This window comes from Zeaxanthinibacter sp. PT1 (assembly GCF_028464225.1).
GTDB lineage: Bacteria > Bacteroidota > Bacteroidia > Flavobacteriales > Flavobacteriaceae > Zeaxanthinibacter.
On sequence record NZ_JAQPCN010000001.1, the window covers coordinates 1522367 to 1540792 of the forward strand.

The following is an 18426-nucleotide window of genomic DNA, read 5'->3' on the forward strand; positions in this document are numbered from 1 at the left end:
AATAACCTGACTATTTCCGGGCATTATTTAAGCCGGAAATAATAAGCTGGGCTGCTTTTTTGCTGGCACCACGCCCTCCCAGTTTTTGTCGCAATTCCTCGTAAGCACTAAGCTGTTCCTGGCGTTCGGGCCCTCCTAATATCTTGGCGAGTTCCTGGCCGAGTTTTTCTTTGGTCAAGTCTCCTTGTATTAGTTCTTTGACCACTTCCTTTCCCATAATCAGGTTCACCAGGGAGATATAATCCAGGGTAATAATCCTTTTGGCGATCTGGTAAGAGATCCAGTTGCCCTTGTAGCATACAACCTGCGGCACTTTCAAAAGAGCGGTTTCCAGCGTGGCGGTACCACTGGTCACCAGTGCGGCATGGGAGATGCTCAAAAGGTCATAGGTCTTATTTTTTACAAAACTAACATTGTGCTGTCTGACGAAAGTCTGGTAAAAGGAATCTTCCAGGCTTGGGGCACCGGCGATGACAAACTGGTAATCGTTCATCTCCGCGGCCACGGAAAGCATAACATCCAAGGTTTTCTGTACCTCCTGCACCCTGCTCCCCGGTAAGAGGGCTATAACAGGTTTATCGGGGAGAAGATGATGTTCTTGTTTAAAGGTATCTGCGGATACTGCGGGAGAATTGGCAATGGCATCGATGAGAGGATGTCCCACAAAATGCACGGGGAATTGATGTTTCTTCTCGTAAAAGTCTTTTTCAAAAGGTAGGATGACGAACATCGCATCTATGTCTCTCTTGATTTTATTGATCCTGCTTTCCCTTGAAGCCCATATTTGTGGGGAAATGTAATAATTGGTTCTGTAACCCTGTTCCTTCGCCCATTTCGCGATCCGCAGGTTAAAGCCGGAGAAGTCTATAAAAATGATGACATCCGGATTAAATCGTTCTATATCCTCCTTGCAAAATGAAATGTTTCGGAAAATGCTCCTTAAGTTGGCGATCACCTCAAAGAAACCCATGAAAGCCATGGATTTATAATGCCTGGCAAGTGTGCCACCGGCTTTCTGCATTAGATCTCCTCCCCAGCATCGCAGCTGTGCATTGGGATCCTGAACCCGTAGTTCGCGGATGAGGTTAGAGCCGTGAAGATCGCCGGATGCTTCCCCGGCTATGATATAATATTTCATTTTAGGTGATCTTGAAATAAAGGATGACCAATGCTGTTAGCACGGTGGCCATAAGCACACCCTTGGCACGGTTATCCCTTCTTATCCTTAAGAACCCGAAAAAAGCGAGCAGGTTCAGAATAGCACCTAGTGCTAAAAGGCTGCCCACATGTTCCTGTTCTACTGCAGCATGCCAGGTATCTGCGATGCTCAGATCCGAGAAGAGGAGAATATATAATAAGGTTCCGATGGTGTTGGCGATCAGGCCCACGAGGAACCCGGTAAGAATGTCTTTTTTACTGTTCATTATAAATTCCAATTATTAATATCCTGAATGGCGTGGTGTGCAGTAAGGTCAAATTGGGTCGGTACTACGGAGATATATCCCTGGGATAGTGCCCATTCGTCTGTATCCTCGCCTTTATCTAGTAGTTCAAATTCGCCGGTCAACCAATAGTAATCCTTACCCATGGGATTGGTACGCTTGTCAAATTTTTCCTTCCAATTGGCCCGGGCCTGCCTGCAGATCTTTATGCCTTTTAATGCTGACTTTTCTAAGGGAGGAATGTTTACATTGAGCACCACTCCTTTAGGAATGCCATGTTCTATGGCTTCCTTTACGATCCTGATGATATGATCTTTTGCGGGTTCAAAATCTGCCTCCCAGGAATAGTCGCACAGGGAAAATCCTATGGCCGGAACTCCTTCAATCCCAGCTTCAATGGCTGCACTCATGGTGCCGGAATATATCACATTGATACTGCTGTTAGACCCATGGTTAATCCCACTTACACAAATATCAGGTTTCCGGTCCAGTAATTCTTGCAAGGCTAATTTGACGCAATCTGCCGGCGTTCCGCTGCAACTGTATTCCAGAGGAGCGTTATCTTCCAGGTCTATACTCACTTTCTTAGAGTAAAGAGTGCTGTCCAGCGTAATGGCGTGTCCCATTCCGGATTGTGGGCTATCTGGTGCTACGACAATAACATCACCAATCGCTCTCATATAAGAAATCAGGGCACGTAAGCCCGGGGCTGTGATCCCATCATCGTTGGTAACCAGGATAAGAGGTTTTTGCATTTGGCATACTTTATGGGGTAAAAATACGTTTTAAACTGGGAAATGCCGAATGGATATGCCTGGCAATTGCGGACATTGGTGCCACTGAAGAAATGTCAGTTGATAACAGGCCGATTCAACCTTATTTTGCCGCTTAGCTGTCAAAGGGATATCGCCGGAACACGCCCAAATACGGCGTTTAACATAAAATTAATTCTTAAACTGCTTAAACTGGCATGGAATTTTCAGTATCTTAGGGAATTGAAATTTATTTCATAGGTTTAAGTTTCCCCTGCAGTCTTCAATTTAGTTTACAAGGGGTTTTGACCGATTAAAAAAGAATATTCGATGAAAAGGAATTTGACGCTTGGATTTCTGGTGATATTGATCGCCGTTGCCTCCTGTAGTTTTACCAATAAATCTTTTGAGACCAATGATAAGGATAAGCTCCTGTTAGATCTGATTACTTATGTCCTGGAACGTGGTCACTACGAGCCCAAAAACATCAATGATGATTTTTCCGTCAACGTATTCGAAGATTTTATCAATGTAATAGATCCTACAAAGAGGTATTTCCTCCAGGAAGATATTGCGGATTTTGAACAGTATAAATTCCAGATCGACGACCAGATCAAGAATACCGATATCACTTTTTTTGAAATCGTCTATGATCGCCTGATGAAACGAATGGAGGAGGCGAAAGGTATCTACAAGGAGGTGCTTTCGGAACCTTTTGATTACAACAGCGATGAATCTATCGATATCAATTATGAAAACCAGGATTTTGCCAGCTCTAAAGCCGAATTGAAAGAACGTTGGAGGAAGCAGCTGAAACTGAATACCATCGGCACCTATGATTCCAAACTGAATAGCAGTACAGAGGAAGAAGATGCAGAGAAACTTTCTGAAGAGCAAATTGAAAAAGAAGCCAGGGAAGCTACCCTTACTACCCTGGACGAGTTCTTTGATTTTGTAGACGACCTGGAACGAAAAGACTGGTTTGTACAATATATCAATACCATTGTAGATGAGTTTGACCCGCATACCTATTATTTTGCCCCTGAGGATAAAGACAAGTTTGACATCAGTATGTCAGGGAAGTTTGAGGGGATAGGAGCCAGGCTTCAGAAAAAAGCCGAGGGTGCCAAGATCGTCGAAATCATTTCAGGCGGACCGGTTTGGAGAAACCAACAATTAGAAGTTGGGGATGAGATACTGAAAGTAGGCCAAGATGGTCAGCCACCCGTGAATATCGTCGGAATGAGGTTAGACGATGCCATTAAACTGATTAAGGGACCAAAAGGTACTGTAGTAGACCTTACGGTCAGAAAAGTTGATGGGTCCATCGAGGAAGTCTCTATAACCCGGGATGTCGTAGAACTGGAAGAATCTTACGCCAAATCGGCAACAGTAATAAAAGACAACCAGAAGTTTGGACTGATAAATCTTCCGAAGTTTTATGTGGACTTTGAAGATTATGGAGAACGCAACGCCGCTACCGATGTAGCTAAGGAAGTAGAAAGGTTGAAAGCTGACGGGGTAGAAGGATTAATACTGGACCTCAGGGATAATGGCGGAGGATCCTTAAAGACCGTAGTGGATATGGCCGGACTCTTCATTAAAGACGGGCCTATCGTACAGGTGCGTTCTTCGGGTAAAGACAAAGATATATACGAGGATAAGGATGAACGTATTCAGTGGGACGGTCCTCTGGTGATCCTGGTGAACGAATTATCGGCATCGGCTTCTGAGATTCTCGCGGCTGCGATGCAGGATTATAAACGAGCCGTAGTCATCGGTAGCCAGCAGACTTTTGGTAAAGGCACCGTACAGAATGTGATTCCCCTGGAAAACATAGTTCGCTCTAACGAACACGGTGACCTGGGAGCAATTAAGTTAACCACACAGAAGTTTTACCGAATTAACGGGGGATCTACCCAGCTCAAAGGAGTAGAAAGTGATGTGGTGGTTCCTGACAGGTACAGCTATATCGATCTTGGGGAGCGCGATCAGAATAACCCCTTAGCCTGGGATAAGATTTCCCCTGCAGATTACCAACCCTGGGATGGTTACATAGATTATGAGGCCACCATAGAGAACAGTACAAAGCGGATGGCGCAGAACCCGCAGATAAAGCTTATTGAAGAAAACGCCAAATGGCTGAAAGAGCAGCAAGACCAAACAGTCGTTGCCCTTAATTACGAGGCTTACAAAAAGGAGATGGAAGCGGATAAGAAACGATCTAAGTACTTTAAGTCGATCAGCGACTATGATTCTAAGCTGACCTTCAGTTCTCTTCAATACGAACAAGAACTGTTTACAGAGGATTCCGTACTCAGGGAAAAACGTGACCGTTGGCACCAGAACCTGGCAAAGGATGTATACGTAGAAGAAGCAGTTAACGTCTTGCGAGACCTGCAGATCAACAACATTAAGCACGGGAAGCTTGCCAGCAAGGACTGAAAAGCCCCGTTTATACCATAAGAAAACCCCGGTTATCGCCGGGGTTTTTTGTTGCTGTCAATGATAACTTTAACTGACCTTGTTCTTGAGAAGTCCCGAATGCACTTGTCTGAGTTTAGCCAATTTGGGATTGATTACATAGGTACAATAGGGCTGCCGTGGGTGTGACCTGTAGAAATTCTGGTGTTCCGGCTCTGCTTTGTAAAAGGTGTCCAGAGGGGATATTTCGGTAACTATGGGTTCGTCATAGGCATCTGCTAAATCGGCTATTACGGCTTCTGCGTCCTTTTTCTGCTCTTCATCATGGTAGAAGATCACAGATCGGTATTGTGTGCCTACATCGGCGCCCTGCCGATTCAGCGTAGTAGGATCATGTGTGGTCATGAAGACTGCTACGATATCACGGTAGGATATTACTTCCGGATCATAGCTCAACTGTATTACCTCTGCATGTCCTGTTCTCCCTGAGCAAATTTCACGGTAGGTGGGATATCCAGGAACATTGCCTCCGGAATACCCGGACACTACATCCAGAATCCCTTCAACTTCCTGGAATACGGCTTCTGTACACCAGAAGCACCCTGCTCCCATGGTGGCAAGTTTATGACTCATAGGCTTCATTCTTTTTTATAAGTTCCAGGGACTCCGAATTGATGCAGTATCTTAAACCACTGGGTTCAGGGCCATCCGGGAAAACGTGTCCCTGGTGTGCATCGCAGGTGTTGCATTGTACCTCTACCCTGATCATACCATATGAGGTATCCCTGATATATTTGATCGCGTTCTTTTTAATCGGCTGTGTAAAACTGGGCCAGCCGCTTTTTGATTCAAACTTAATGGTCGAGTCAAAGAGGGGGGTGTGGCAACCGGCACAGGCATATTTCCCTGCCTCATGGCTACTGCAAAATGCTCCACTGTGTGGAGCTTCTGTCCCTTTTTGCCGCATTATCCTGTATTGTGAAGGGCTCAATTGAGCCTTCCATTCTTCTTCTGTCTTTTCAACGCGTCGGTCGGGTACGGGATTTCCTTTAACCGAATAATGAATTACATCTTCCCAGGTAATCATAGTTTTTTAATTTATCGGGTTGAATTACGCCCTGAAAATGGGAATAATACCCGGTTTATGTCGTAGTTTTTCAGGATAACTTACAACTATTCAATATCAATGACTGTTGTAATTCCCTTAAATTTACACCTAAAAATAGAGAGAACTTGAAACGTGATCGTCTTATTTACAGTATTGTTTTGATCCTTTGTGTTATTGGGTTCTGGCTTTTTGATAACTTTTATACCCCCGCGGTCTACTCTGACGAGCATACAGTTGAAGCAGTCGAGGTTTTTCCTGAATATTATCTGCCCGGGCCCGGTGGGGGTGAGCTCGTAGTACATTCACATTATATGCTTTCATATAACGAAACCCATGAACAAGCTGAATGGGTGGCTTATAGCTTGCACAAAGATCACCTTACATACCAGGATAGGGATCGACCGTATTTTGAAGAAGACCCGTTCGTCAGAACGAAGTCTGCTGATTGGCGGAATTATAAAGGATCGGGCTACGATCGTGGACACCTCTGCCCTGCAGGGGATCGCAGGTTTTCAGAACAAGCTTATAACGAAACCTTCTACACCAGCAATATAAGTCCGCAGGACCGTGAATTCAATGCCGGGTTATGGAACCGTCTGGAGCAACAGGTTAGGCGATGGTCAAAGGAGAAGGGCAGCCTGTACATTATTACGGGTGGTGTATTAGAGCGAGGTCTACCGGGAATAGGTGATGAGGATGTTTCCGTGCCCAGGTACTTTTATAAGCTAGTGATCACAGGGCAAGAGCATAAACCAAAAGTTTTAGCATTTCTAATGCCTAACCGGGAAAGCGATCGGCCATTACGCCACTTCCTGGTGCCCATTGACAGCATAGAGGAAATGACCGGAATAAATTTTTTGGGGCAATTGCCCGAAAGCCTGCAAGATCAGCTGGAGGCAGTTGTAAATGCTGATGACTGGGAGCTCCGGAACTGATCTAAGACCATTCGTTCAGACGGTTGGCATCCAGGCGGAGAAAGATAAATAACAATACCGTGAACCCGAGTAATCCTGAGCCGCCATAACTAAAAAATGGCAAAGGAATCCCAATAGTAGGGAGGATCCCGATCACCATACCAATGTTGATGAAATAATGGATGAGCAAGATGGAAATTACCCCGTAGCCGTACATTCGGCTGAATTGGTTCTTCTGTCGTTCAGACAGGTAAACCAAGCGTAACAACATTAAGGTAAATAGGATCACCACGGTGGCTGTGCCAAGAAATCCCCATTCCTCTCCCACAGTACTAAAGATATAATCCGTGTGCTGCTCGGGGACAAAGTCTCCTTTAGTCCTTGTGCCTTCGAGGAATCCTTTTCCAAAGAATCCTCCGGATTCAATGGCCTTTTCAGACTGGTAAGTATTGTACCCGATGGTCTTCTTAATCTCGGCGAGTTTTACAGGGTCCTTTTCCAAGCGAAGCCAAAGACTGAAGCGATCCCTGTGCCGCTGCTCAAATACGTTATTGAACACCAGGTCTACCGAGAGTGAGAACCCGATGGCTATGATGAAAAAAACGAAAAGTGGTATTAAAGGGATTTTCAGTTTCTTTCGCTTAAACAGGAATACAATCCCGATCAGGAGAGAGATCCCTATGGCGACCCAGGTGGTTCCGAACATCAGGGTGAAAATAAAAAGTAGCACGGCCAGTAGTGCTATACCCAGGTGATAAAGCGGGAGTCCCTCCCGGAACATGACGAATACCAGTGAAAAAAACACCAGGGCACTACCGGGGTCAGGTTGTGGGATTACCAGGAAAGCCGGGATAAGAATAATGAGGAAGGCGTATAACTGATCTTTCCAGCGTTTAATATCGGTCTGTATGTCACTGAGGTATTTAGCCAGGGCTAGGGCTGTAGCCATCTTGGCAAATTCCGAAGGCTGCAGGTTAAATACTCCGAGGTCATACCATGAAGTGGCTCCGGCAATGGTTTTTCCAAAGACGAAAAGGCCCAATAACAATACCATGGAGATGATATAGAAGATACTTGCAAATCGTTCATAGCTGTTGGCTTCAAGAGCCAGTATAACGATAATCGCAGCAAAGGACACCACAATATACAGCATCTGTTTCCCGTATAACTGTCCAAGATCAAAAATAGAGGGGTTGTTTTCCGTGAATGTACTGGAGTAGATATTCAACCAGCCAATACCGACAAGCAATATATAGAATAGAACGGTGAGCCAATCGATTCGTTTTAATATGCTTTTACCAGACATATTCATTGATCTTGAATTCCTCCCCACTCAGAGGTTTGGCGTATTCGTGTTCTAAGGTCTTTTCCAGCATCCTTTTCTCCAGGTCTTTCCTCGTGATTTCCCCCTTAATATATTTCTCGATCAGAAGAGAGGCAATGTGCCCGGCGTACCGTGATCCGTAATAGCCATTTTCAATGTAAACGGCTATAGCGATCTGGGGATTATTTACAGGGGCAAAAGCGACAAATACCGAGTGATCGGTTAGCTGTGTCCTCACCCCATCTATCTTGGTGAAATTTTCAACAGTGCCGGTCTTCCCGGCGATTTCTATCCCCGGAATTTGCAGCCATCTGGCAGTACCTTTGGTATAAACATCGGCCATACCCTGGATCACCGGGTCAAAATGTTGAGGGGAAATGGTCGTTTTCTTTTTCTCGGTAAATTCGGGAATGCTGATATCCTTGCCCCCGATCTGCTTAATCACGTGTGGAGTATAATAAAATCCCCTGTTCGCAATCGCAGCGGTCATATTTGCTAGTTGTATAGGGGTCGCGGCGATCTCACCTTGTCCGATCGAATTGGATATAATATAGCTCGATGACCAGCGGTTGTCCCCGTATACCCTGTCATAATATTCTTTACCGGGAATCCTTCCTTTTCGTCCCGTGGGTAGATCATAACCGAGGTAATCCCCCAATCCAAAACTTTTCATGTGCTTTTCCCAGACATCCATTCCCTTGTCCGTGGTCTCGAACTTATCGTAGATTTTTCGGAAGGTGCCTGCGAAATAAGCGTTACAGGAATTATAGATTCCACTGTTCATGGTGCGCATACCGCCTCCGCAATGGCACCCCCTTAGTGTTCTGCCAACATAGAAACCGTTGTAACACCGGATAGTGGTGGAAGGGGAGATCACCCCTTCTTCTAATGCGACCAGGGCATTAAGCGTTTTAAATGGCGATCCGGGGGAGGGTTCTGCCAGGATTGAACGATCCCAGGTGGGCTTGGAGATCGAATCGTAATGTAGCTTACTGTAATTCTTGGATCGCTGTCGGCCCACTAAGAGCGAAGGATCATAGGTTGGACCGGATATCATAGCCAGGATCTCACCGGTTGCTGGTTCAATGGCGACTATGCCTCCTCGTTTCCCATGCATGAGCTGTTCCCCGTATTCCTGAAGGTCCTTGTCCAGGGTAACCCTGATTTCCTGTCCTTGCTGGGGTAGGGTATCCAGGGCACCATCCTTATAGGGGCCTATATCCCGGTTAAACCTGTCTTTCTGTATATATTTAACACCTTTCCTGCCGCGAAGAACTTCCTCGTATTGCTTTTCAATCCCTGTACGCCCGGTAAGTTCACCCTGTACGTAATAAGGATTCCGGGCAAGGTCACCCTCATTCACTTCACTGATATATCCCAAGACGTTTGCTCCGCTGTTAGTGGTGTAATACCGCAGGGACCGTTTCTGTATATAGAAACCTTGGTATTTACGCATCTTTTCCTGTAGACGGGCGTAGTCTTCCTTGGAGAGTTGGTGTACCAATACAGAAGGCAACCTGGGAGAATATACCCTCGCTTTTTTTAATTTTGATTTAAAATCCTCTTTTTCAATCCCCAATAATCCACAGAATTCGAGGGTGTCCAGGGGTTTCACTTCCCTGGGAATAACCATTACGTCATAGGCCGGTTGGTTCGCGACCAGTAAGGCCCCGTCCCTGTCATAAATGTATCCCCTCTCCGGATAGTCATAGATCGCCTTTATCGCAGGGTCTTCGAGCACCTGGTTAGGAGAGAAGCTGAATATCTGCAAATAGGACAATCGCCCTATAAAGACGATGCCTACAATAATAATAATGGAGGATAGCAGGATTTTTTTCATCACTCGTTTTAGACTTCCGGAAAATTAAGGGCTATTCTTTTCGTACACTGAACAGGGTCCTGAATAACAGGCAAACGACCAGTGTAGCCGCCCCGGTAAATACCACCTTTTTCAAAATTAACAGCAAATTAGAGAAACTAAAAATTTCCAATGTAAAGAATAACAGGTGGTGTGTTATTATCAATAACGCCAAAAATGTGATTTGTTGTATCCGGGTAGTGTTACTTAGCTTAAAGGATTGAAATTCAAAGTTTACACCGAAAACAAATCGCATAATTGCAGGTCTGAGGTAGGCAATGGTCACAGATGAAGCCGCATGAAGGGCCATGGTGTCGGAAAAAATATCAATGATAAGCCCTAAGAGAAAACTGATGCTTATAAAAGCAGAGCGGTTCTCCTTGATCGGGTACCAGTACAAGAACAGGATATAGACCATAGGATTGATGAAGCCGAAAAAATTGAGTTTGTTGAACACCAAAACCTGGGCCGCGACCAGCAGCAAAAACCGAAGGGCGTTCATCAAGTAGGAATTACTGCTCATCGTCTATCTTTGCTTCAAGTTCGCGAATCTCCGGACCATCGGTATTCAGGATCACATAAACATTCCTCAGGTTCGTCATATCATTAAACAGAGCAACATCAATGCTGTAAAAGCTCTTGGATTGGTTAAGATCAAATTTTTGAATTGTACCGATAGGGATATCCTCGGGGAAAATGCTGGACATGGCTCCGGTCACGATGGTATCACCTATAGTGAGGTTCACCAGTCTGGGAATATCTTCTAACTGTACTACATTATAATTTTTCCCATCCCAGGTCAGGGAACCAAAATAAGAGGTGTTCTTAATCTTAGCGTTGATCGTAGACTTGGCGTTGAGGATACTCTGTACCGTTGCAAAGTTGGCCGTGGTGTGTTCTACGATTCCCAGGACCCCTTCAGGGGAGATTACACCCATATCCTGTTTAAGGCCGGCTTTGGAACCTTTGTTCAGGGTTAAATAGTTATTGGGTAAGGCGTAACTGTTCTTAATGATCTGGGCAGTCGTAATAGTGTACTTAAGCTGGGAGGTATCCTGTAATATTGTATCGATGTCCGGATGATTGGCTAGCGCTCTACGCAATCGTTGGTTTTCCTCCAGGAGCTTCTGGTTCTCTGAGCTGAGATTGAAATAGCTGCTGATATTGCTCGATTTTTCATAGATAGATCCCGTGATATAGTTCGCAGAGTTGAATACCCTGGATCGGTGATAAGATCGGGATTGAACTGTAAATGAAATAGCGAGAATCATGAAGAACAAATACAGCAAGGTAGTCTTGTAGCGTACAATAAAATTGATGATCTGCTGCATGTACTAGTCCTGTTGTGGTGACGGATTTCCGGGGTATTATTTATGACTCCCGGCTCGGTCTATGTATTTCTTCAGATTACTTGATAAGGATGCTTTTATAGCGCTCCAGGTTTTTCAAGGCGATCCCCGTACCACGGACTACTGCACGTAGTGGGTCTTCTGCAATGTAAACCGGGAGGTCTGTCTTCTGGGATAGGCGCCTGTCCAGTCCCCGCAACATGGATCCGCCACCTGCCAGGTATATTCCCGTGTTGTAAATATCTGCCGCTAGTTCCGGGGGTGTCTGGGACAGGGTCTCCATAACAGCATCTTCTACCCGTAATATAGATTTGTCCAGGGCTTTCGCGATCTCACGAAAAGAAATTTGGACCTGCTTGGGTTTCCCGGTAAGTAAGTCTCGTCCCTGTACAGACATATCGTCCGGGGGTGATTGCAGATCCTCCGTAGCAGAACCGATCTGGATTTTAATATTCTCAGCTGTACTTTCCCCCACGTATAAATTGTGCTGGGTACGCATATAATAGATGATATCGTTGGTGAAGACATCACCGGCGATCTTAACCGACTTGTCACAAACAATACCTCCAAGAGCAATGACTGCAATTTCGGTAGTTCCCCCACCGATATCTACAATCATATTTCCTTTAGGTTGCATAATATCTAACCCTATCCCTATGGCGGCAGCCATAGGCTCGTGGATCAGGTATACTTCCTTTCCGTTCACTCTTTCTGCAGATTCTTTTACCGCACGCATCTCCACTTCGGTAATCCCGGAGGGAATACAAATCACCATCCTCAAAGCAGGAGGAAACCATTTCTTCTTTAAAGCCGGAATGTTTTTGATGAACATATTGATCATCTTTTCAGATGCATCAAAATCGGCAATCACACCATCCTTCAGTGGCCTGATGGTCTTAATGTTTTCATGGGTTTTACCCTGCATCATGTTGGCTTCCTTACCAACGGCAATAATTTTCCCGCTGATGCGATCGCGGGCAACAATAGAAGGGCTGTCCACAACAACCTTATCGGCATGTATGATCAGGGTGTTAGCCGTTCCGAGGTCTATGGCTATTTCCTCAGTTAAGAAATCGAAAAATCCCATTATAAATTAAGTTTGGTTTCAGTTCACGGGGTGCAATATCGTCAAATGTAATGAAATTAATGTTTAAAATGACGTGTGCCTGTCATTACCATAGCAACACTATTTTCATTGCAATAATCGATGCTCAGCTGGTCTTTTATAGAGCCACCCGGTTGTATAACGCTACTAATACCACTTTTATGCGCAATCTCCACACAATCAGGGAATGGGAAGAATGCATCACTGGCCATGGCAGCACCCTGCAAGTCAAAATCGAACGATTTTGCTTTATGAATCGCCTGGTTCAATGCATCTACCCTGGAAGTCTGCCCGGTTCCACTGGCGCACAGTTGTTTGTTCTTAGCCAGGACTATGGTGTTAGACTTGGTATGCTTACAGATGCGCGATGCAAACAACAGGTCTTCAATTTCCTGCTCACTAGGTTTCTTGTCCGTGGCGTAGTTGAGATCGGAGAGCTGGTCAGTCTTCGCATCCTTATCCTGTACCAGTATTCCGTTGAGGCAACTCCTGAAAATGGTCCCCGGTAATTCTACCTGGTTCTGTACCAGTAGGATTCGGTTTTTCTTTCCTTTGAGAATTTCAATAGCCTTATCCGAAAAAGAAGGGGCGATCACCACCTCGCAGAATAAAGAATGTATGAGTTCTGCCGTATGTTCGTCCAGCTCGGTATTAGCGATCAAAATACCGCCAAAAGCCGATACCGGGTCTCCTGACAGTGCATCCTTGTATGCCTGGGCCAGGGTAGGGCGTGTAGCTACTCCGCAGGCATTGTTATGTTTCAGAATGGCGAAGGTAGGATCATCACCGCGGAATTCATTCATCAACTGCACAGCGGCATCAACATCTAACAAGTTGTTATAGGACAATTCCTTACCGTGTAGTTTGGTAAACATGGCATCAAAGTCTCCGTAAAAGAATCCTTTTTGATGCGGGTTCTCACCGTAGCGCAATACCTGGCCTTTGTCTTCGCTGATCTTCAGGGCTGTCTCATCCCCATCTTTGTTGAAGTAATTGAAAATTGCGGTATCATAATGTGAAGATACCTTAAAGGCTCGGGTCGCAAACTTTTTACGGTCCTCCATGGAGGTTTCCCCGTCTTTTTCGTTTAGGAGCTCAAGGAAATCCTGGTAATCTTCCATGGATGACAGGCAAACTACATCCTTGAAATTCTTCGCGGCCGCCCTGATAAGGGAAATTCCGCCAATGTCTATCTTTTCGATAATATCTTGTTCAGAAGCTCCGCTTGCCACGGTCTTCTCAAACGGGTAAAGATCTACGATTACGATATCGATCTGTGGAATCTCGAATTCCTGGAGCTGGGCTACGTCACTTTCGTTATCCTGTCGATTTAAAATACCCCCAAACACTTTTGGATGCAGCGTCTTTACGCGTCCCCCGAGAATAGAAGGATAACTGGTTACATCTTCTACAGCCGTCACCGGGATCCCAAGGTCCTTGATAAATTTTTCTGTACCCCCTGTAGAGTAGAGTTGTACGCCGAGAGCGTTGAGTTTTTTGACAATTGGTTCCAGCCCTTCTTTGTGAAAAACGGAGATCAGTGCGGATTTGGCCTTTTTTATAGTGCTCATTTTTATCTGCTTAGCGTTAGATGTTCAGGCAGACAAAAGTACTTTATTTATATAAAAAGGGGAGCTTCCTTTATCAACAAAACACGAAAGTTTTAAAGAATATTGGATACTTCCTTATTTATAAATTCCAGGAAACGCTCATCCTCGTCCGTGAAAGGATCCGGTACGTTAGAGTCTATATCTATTTGACCAATGTTCTTTCCATCGAGGAAGAGAGGTACCACGATTTCGGATTTTACAGTAAGGCTACAGGCGATGTAATTATCCTGGGCACTCACATCGGGCACTACGAAATTCTGGTTGCTTACAGCGACTTGTCCACAAATGCCTTTTCCGAACGGGATCACTGTATGGTCCGTAGGGGTTCCGGCATAGGCTCCCAGTTTTAACTGTTCCTTTTCTCCGTCCCTGAAATAGAAGCCTACCCAGTCGTAATGAGGGACAGTCTCCTTGAGAAGATCGCAGATGGCTTGCATGCGTTCTTCGGCCGATTTTTCTTCCTGTGATATAATGCCTTTAATGGCGGGGCGCAATGCGTTGAACATGGCTTCTTTTTTTGCAAAATTAGTTAATAAAGTGGCTCTGGCCACCAAGGATTTAAAAACAAAAAACCGTCCCGGGCTATCCCAAGGACGGTTTTTGAACCATTGCCGTATGGGCGGTTGATCTTACATCATTCCGGGCATACCTCCACCCATCGGTGGGGCTGGTGGGTTATCCTCTTTAATGTCTGTCAGGGCGCATTCTGTGGTCAGAATCATTCCGGATACAGAAGCAGCATTTTCCAGCGCGATACGGGTTACTTTCTTAGGATCGATGATCCCGGCCTTCATCATGTCTACATACTTCTCAGACTTGGCGTCATAACCGTAATCGTTCTTGCCTTCGTATACTTTTGCGACCACTACAGAGCCTTCTCCTCCGGCGTTTTCAACGATAGTTCTCAGCGGAGCTTCGATGGCTCGAGCTACGATCTGGATACCTGTTTCTTCATCGGCATTCTCCGGCTTTACCTTAGAGAGAGAAGCTTTAGCCCTGATCAAGGCAACGCCTCCACCAGATACGATACCTTCTTCAACAGCCGCCCTGGTAGCGTGCAATGCATCGTCTACCCGGTCTTTCTTTTCCTTCATCTCAACTTCAGAAGCTGCACCTACATAAAGTACGGCTACACCACCGGCCAGTTTAGCCAGGCGTTCCTGCAGTTTTTCTTTATCGTAATCAGAAGTAGTCGTTTCTATCTGAGCTTTGATCTGGTTTACACGAGTCTTAATGTCTTTCGCATTACCTGATCCGTTTACGATCGTAGTGTTGTCTTTATCAATGGTTACTTTTTCACAAGTACCCAACATGTCTATAGTAGCATTCTCCAGGGAGAAACCACGCTCTTCAGCGATCACTGTACCTCCGGTTAGGATAGCGATATCTTCTAACATTGCTTTCCTGCGGTCTCCAAAGCCCGGGGCTTTAACGGCAGCGATCTTAAGTGATCCGCGCAGCTTGTTAACCACCAGTGTAGCCAAGGCTTCACCGTCAACATCTTCTGCGATGATAAGTAGTGGCTTTCCTGACTGGGCAACTGGCTCCAATACGGGAAGCAAGTCCTTCATAGTAGAAATCTTCTTGTCAAAAAGAAGGATATATGGATTGTCCAGTTCTGCGACCATCTTTTCAGAGTCGGTCACGAAGTATGGAGACAGGTAACCGCGGTCAAACTGCATACCTTCCACTACATCCACATAGGTGTCTGTACCTTTTGCTTCTTCAACAGTGATCACTCCTTCTTTTCCAACTTTTCCGAAAGCTTCAGCGATCAGTTCCCCAATAGTTTCATCATTGTTAGAAGAGATAGAAGCTACCTGCTTGATCTTTTCAGAAGAATCACCAACTTTCTTAGTCTGCTTAGCCAGGTCTGCTACGATGGCCTCAACAGCTTTGTCAATACCGCGTTTCAGGTCCATTGGATTGGCTCCTGCGGCAACGTTCTTAAGTCCTTCTTTTACGATAGCCTGTGCAAGAACAGTAGCAGTAGTGGTACCGTCACCTGCAAGATCGTTGGTTTTGGAAGCAACTTCCTTCACCATCTGGGCACCCATATTTTCCAGGGCGTCCTTTAATTCAATTTCTTTCGCTACGGTAACCCCGTCTTTAGTTACAGAAGGAGAGCCAAAGGATTTGCTGATAATTACATTACGACCTTTTGGTCCTAAGGTAACTTTTACGGCATTTGCCAGTGCGTCAACTCCTCGTCTGAGGCCATCGCGTGCTTCGATGTCAAATGTTATATCTTTTGCCATTTGTATATAGTTGATTTTAAGTTTATATAATTGCTAAAATGTCACTCTCGCGCATCATCAGGTAATCAGTACCATCAAGTTTTAACTCGGTACCGGAATATTTTCCATAGAGCACTTTGTCTCCCACTTTGACAGTGACTTGTTCATCCTTGGTACCTGGGCCAACGGCCACTACTTTCCCCTGTTGTGGTTTTTCTTTAGCCGTGTCGGGAATATACAGACCCGAAGCAGTTTTTGTCTCTGCTGCCATAGGCTCAATAAGAACCCTATCAGCCAATGGTTTGATGTTTACTTTAGCCATCTTATTTTAGTTTTTAATATTTAGTTTAAAATTCCGTTTTCAATAGGCAGAAATTGTGCCACTGCCGAAAAACTGACAATATGTGAAACAAAAAATGCCAGCTTGTCATTGTGCTGGCATTTATTTGTACTTTATAACTTTAAGCGTTTACTGCTGATCTGGATCGGCAGGAGTTTGCTGAGTTTCCGGGAGTGTTTCCGGTACTTCTTCAGGAATAGTTGTTTCAATGTCATCTCCCTGCAGTAATCGTGAATCCGATTCACCGAAGTTTTCTTTAAGGGCTACATTGGATAAAAGGATCAAAACGATCAATAAGGTTGCCAATGTCCAGGTGCTCTTGTCTAAAAAGTCCCCGGTTTTCTTAACGCCACCAACTACCTGGCTGCCTCCACCTCCGAATGAAGATGATAATCCGCCGCCTTTAGGGTTTTGTACCATGACCACGAGAACAAGCAAAAAGCATACTACGATGATCAGCACCAGGAAAATAGAAAATGTACTCATTTCTTAATTGTCTTTTTGTAATTTTTTCACCGCTTTTATGCGGTCCGCAAAGAAACTACTTTTTTCCGGATATTTCAAACTTAAAATCTTATACGCCTGGATGGCATTTTTATACTTCCCCTGCTCCAGGTATACTTTGGCTAGCGTCTCTGTCATAAGCTCCGTTTTATCGAGCTTCGTCGATGCTTTGATGTCTACTTTGGGCTGAGATTCCTGTTGCCTGTCTATCTTCGGATTGTTCTTTATAAACTTATCTATCAATTCAAACTTCTCCTCTTTAGTGAGTGTTTCTTCTTCAGAGATAGTATCAGTGGTGTTTTCTATAACTTCTTCTTCTTCTTCTTCTTCCGCAGTAGGTGTTTCTTTTTTCAGGGAGGTGAGCTGCAGCCACTCTCCAAAGGAATATTTCTCTTTCTTGGTAAACGGAATAGGCTGTCCCAATTGCAGCTCTTCCGCAGCTTTCTTTTTTGCTTCTTCAAGAGATTTGTCAACTTCCGGATCTAAGGATTTAAATAAGGAAGGATCCAGGATATTATCCGCATCCTTAATGGAGCGGGGAAGGGGTTCATCTGTAGAAGCTTCAATCATTTCCTGGGTAGTACCCGGTTCTGCTAATACCTCTTCAGCGTCTACCTCTTTTTCGACCAGCGGTAATTTTTTACCCGATATGGTATCCGCAATGGTATTCTGCAGGAAATCTTTTGAGGTGATCAGGTCAAACAACACATCCCGGTCAGCCGTGTAGGCAGCAGTGATCTTAAGGGCGTTGTTGTACTTAAAACTGTTCAGGTTCCGTAAGCCTTTCAAATGTACGGCCCGGGCTGCCTGGAAATAGGGGTATTCCTCCAATACATCTTCCAGTTGCTTGGTCTGAACCGGCGAGACCAGGCTTTCAGGGTTTTGTAATAAATATGTGAAGTCGGATACGTTCATATCATTTTTTACCAATCGGCCAGGGCTGCCTGGAAAATGTCCTGGTTTATTCGTTCAAATATTACCTGGTGCGCTTCATCTCTTACCGCAGACAACTGCGATGCTGCATCGTAATCATAGAAATGGGAGAACCTGCGTTCAAAGTCGGCATCTTCTTTAGTATTGTTGAAGAAGCGGACATTTACACTTATAGACAGCCGGTTCTGTGCAGCAGTCTGCTGGGCAGTCGCACTCATGGGGGTAACGCGGTATTCTACAATCTCACCTTCAAACAACAGGTCCCCGTTGGCTGATACCAGGTCCAGGCTGGTCTGGTTCAGGATAAGATCCTGCAGGGCCAGGGTAAACTCGCGGTCCAGCCCCGGATCAAAAGTAGATCCCGGTGATTGGGACGCATAGTTCTGGAAATAATTTACTTGGAAGGTCTGGGCAGTTCCTACATCCCCGCCTGTAAAATTATAAGCCCCACAACCGAATATACTTAAAGTGCAGGTGAAAAGTAAAAATCTTATAAATCTATTCTTCAATATTGTTGGCATGGGCG

The 18426-nt window shown here is 45.0% G+C and carries 19 protein-coding genes; 2 read left to right on the forward strand and 17 right to left on the reverse strand.

What is annotated here, in order from left to right:
* Positions 1-10: 10 nt before the first annotated feature.
* Genes lpxB through surE form a run of 3 tightly spaced genes read right to left on the reverse strand, consistent with a single transcriptional unit; the run spans position 11 to position 2197 of the window.
* Positions 11-1138: a lipid-A-disaccharide synthase gene (gene lpxB / locus PP178_RS06660; protein WP_272593528.1), complete on the reverse strand. Its 1128-nt coding sequence runs from the start codon at positions 1136-1138 to the stop codon at positions 11-13.
* 1 nt (position 1139) lies between these two features.
* A complete protein-coding gene (locus PP178_RS06665) occupies positions 1140-1424 on the reverse strand; it encodes a hypothetical protein (protein ID WP_272593529.1) in 285 nt (94 codons plus the stop codon).
* A complete protein-coding gene (surE, locus tag PP178_RS06670) occupies positions 1424-2197 on the reverse strand; it encodes a 5'/3'-nucleotidase SurE (RefSeq protein ID WP_272593530.1) in 774 nt (257 codons plus the stop codon). The genes PP178_RS06665 and surE overlap by 1 nt, the downstream gene beginning before the upstream one ends.
* Before the next feature lie 327 nt (positions 2198-2524).
* Here surE and PP178_RS06675 point away from each other — a divergent pair, with 327 nt between their 5' ends.
* On the forward strand, positions 2525-4639 hold the full coding sequence (locus PP178_RS06675; RefSeq protein WP_272593531.1) for a carboxy terminal-processing peptidase: 2115 nt from the start codon (positions 2525-2527) through the stop codon (positions 4637-4639).
* A gap of 69 nt (positions 4640-4708) precedes the next feature.
* Here PP178_RS06675 and msrA read toward each other — a convergent pair whose 3' ends face one another.
* Positions 4709-5260, reverse strand: a complete 552-nt coding sequence (gene msrA, locus PP178_RS06680; RefSeq protein WP_272593532.1) for a peptide-methionine (S)-S-oxide reductase MsrA — start codon at positions 5258-5260, stop codon at positions 4709-4711.
* Entirely contained in the window at positions 5241-5705 is a 465-nt protein-coding gene (gene msrB / locus PP178_RS06685; protein ID WP_272593533.1) for a peptide-methionine (R)-S-oxide reductase MsrB, read from the reverse strand. Before msrB ends, msrA begins: the two co-directional genes overlap by 20 nt.
* A 146-nt stretch (positions 5706-5851) precedes the next feature.
* Here msrB and PP178_RS06690 point away from each other — a divergent pair, with 146 nt between their 5' ends.
* On the forward strand, positions 5852-6661 hold the full coding sequence (locus PP178_RS06690; protein WP_272593534.1) for a DNA/RNA non-specific endonuclease: 810 nt from the start codon (positions 5852-5854) through the stop codon (positions 6659-6661).
* Between the two features lies 1 nt (position 6662).
* Here PP178_RS06690 and rodA read toward each other — a convergent pair whose 3' ends face one another.
* The 12 genes from rodA to PP178_RS06750 form a co-directional block, all read right to left on the reverse strand.
* A complete protein-coding gene (rodA, locus tag PP178_RS06695) occupies positions 6663-7946 on the reverse strand; it encodes a rod shape-determining protein RodA (protein WP_272593535.1) in 1284 nt (427 codons plus the stop codon).
* On the reverse strand, positions 7936-9804 hold the full coding sequence (gene mrdA / locus PP178_RS06700) for a penicillin-binding protein 2 (RefSeq protein WP_272593536.1): 1869 nt from the start codon (positions 9802-9804) through the stop codon (positions 7936-7938). The genes rodA and mrdA overlap by 11 nt, the downstream gene beginning before the upstream one ends.
* 31 nt (positions 9805-9835) lie before the next feature.
* Positions 9836-10324 carry a rod shape-determining protein MreD gene (locus PP178_RS06705; RefSeq protein ID WP_430974696.1) on the reverse strand — a complete coding sequence of 163 codons (489 nt, stop codon included), beginning with the start codon at positions 10322-10324 and terminating at the stop codon, positions 9836-9838.
* Between the two features lie 10 nt (positions 10325-10334).
* A complete protein-coding gene (mreC, locus tag PP178_RS06710; protein ID WP_272593538.1) occupies positions 10335-11153 on the reverse strand; it encodes a rod shape-determining protein MreC in 819 nt (272 codons plus the stop codon).
* Between the two features lie 76 nt (positions 11154-11229).
* Complete coding sequence (locus PP178_RS06715; RefSeq protein ID WP_272593539.1) at positions 11230-12258, reverse strand: rod shape-determining protein; 1029 nt, start codon at positions 12256-12258, stop codon at positions 11230-11232.
* A gap of 56 nt (positions 12259-12314) precedes the next feature.
* Positions 12315-13847, reverse strand: a complete 1533-nt coding sequence (gene purH / locus PP178_RS06720; protein WP_272593540.1) for a bifunctional phosphoribosylaminoimidazolecarboxamide formyltransferase/IMP cyclohydrolase — start codon at positions 13845-13847, stop codon at positions 12315-12317.
* 92 nt (positions 13848-13939) lie between these two features.
* Positions 13940-14392, reverse strand: a complete 453-nt coding sequence (locus PP178_RS06725) for a GAF domain-containing protein (protein ID WP_272593541.1) — start codon at positions 14390-14392, stop codon at positions 13940-13942.
* A 123-nt stretch (positions 14393-14515) separates the two neighbouring features.
* Positions 14516-16144 (reverse strand): chaperonin GroEL, encoded by a 1629-nt coding sequence (gene groL / locus PP178_RS06730; RefSeq protein WP_272593542.1) that lies wholly within the window; start codon positions 16142-16144, stop codon positions 14516-14518.
* A 22-nt stretch (positions 16145-16166) separates the two neighbouring features.
* The gene (locus tag PP178_RS06735) at positions 16167-16445 is read right to left on the reverse strand and encodes a co-chaperone GroES (RefSeq protein WP_133643331.1); all 279 of its coding nucleotides are present in this window, start codon (positions 16443-16445) and stop codon (positions 16167-16169) included.
* A 147-nt stretch (positions 16446-16592) separates the two neighbouring features.
* Positions 16593-16949 carry a preprotein translocase subunit SecG gene (secG, locus tag PP178_RS06740; RefSeq protein ID WP_272593543.1) on the reverse strand — a complete coding sequence of 119 codons (357 nt, stop codon included), beginning with the start codon at positions 16947-16949 and terminating at the stop codon, positions 16593-16595.
* Positions 16950-16952: 3 nt separating this feature from the next.
* The gene (locus tag PP178_RS06745) at positions 16953-17882 is read right to left on the reverse strand and encodes a hypothetical protein (protein ID WP_272593544.1); all 930 of its coding nucleotides are present in this window, start codon (positions 17880-17882) and stop codon (positions 16953-16955) included.
* Positions 17883-17890: 8 nt separating this feature from the next.
* Entirely contained in the window at positions 17891-18421 is a 531-nt protein-coding gene (locus tag PP178_RS06750; RefSeq protein WP_272593545.1) for an LptE family protein, read from the reverse strand.
* Positions 18422-18426: the final 5 nt, after the last annotated feature.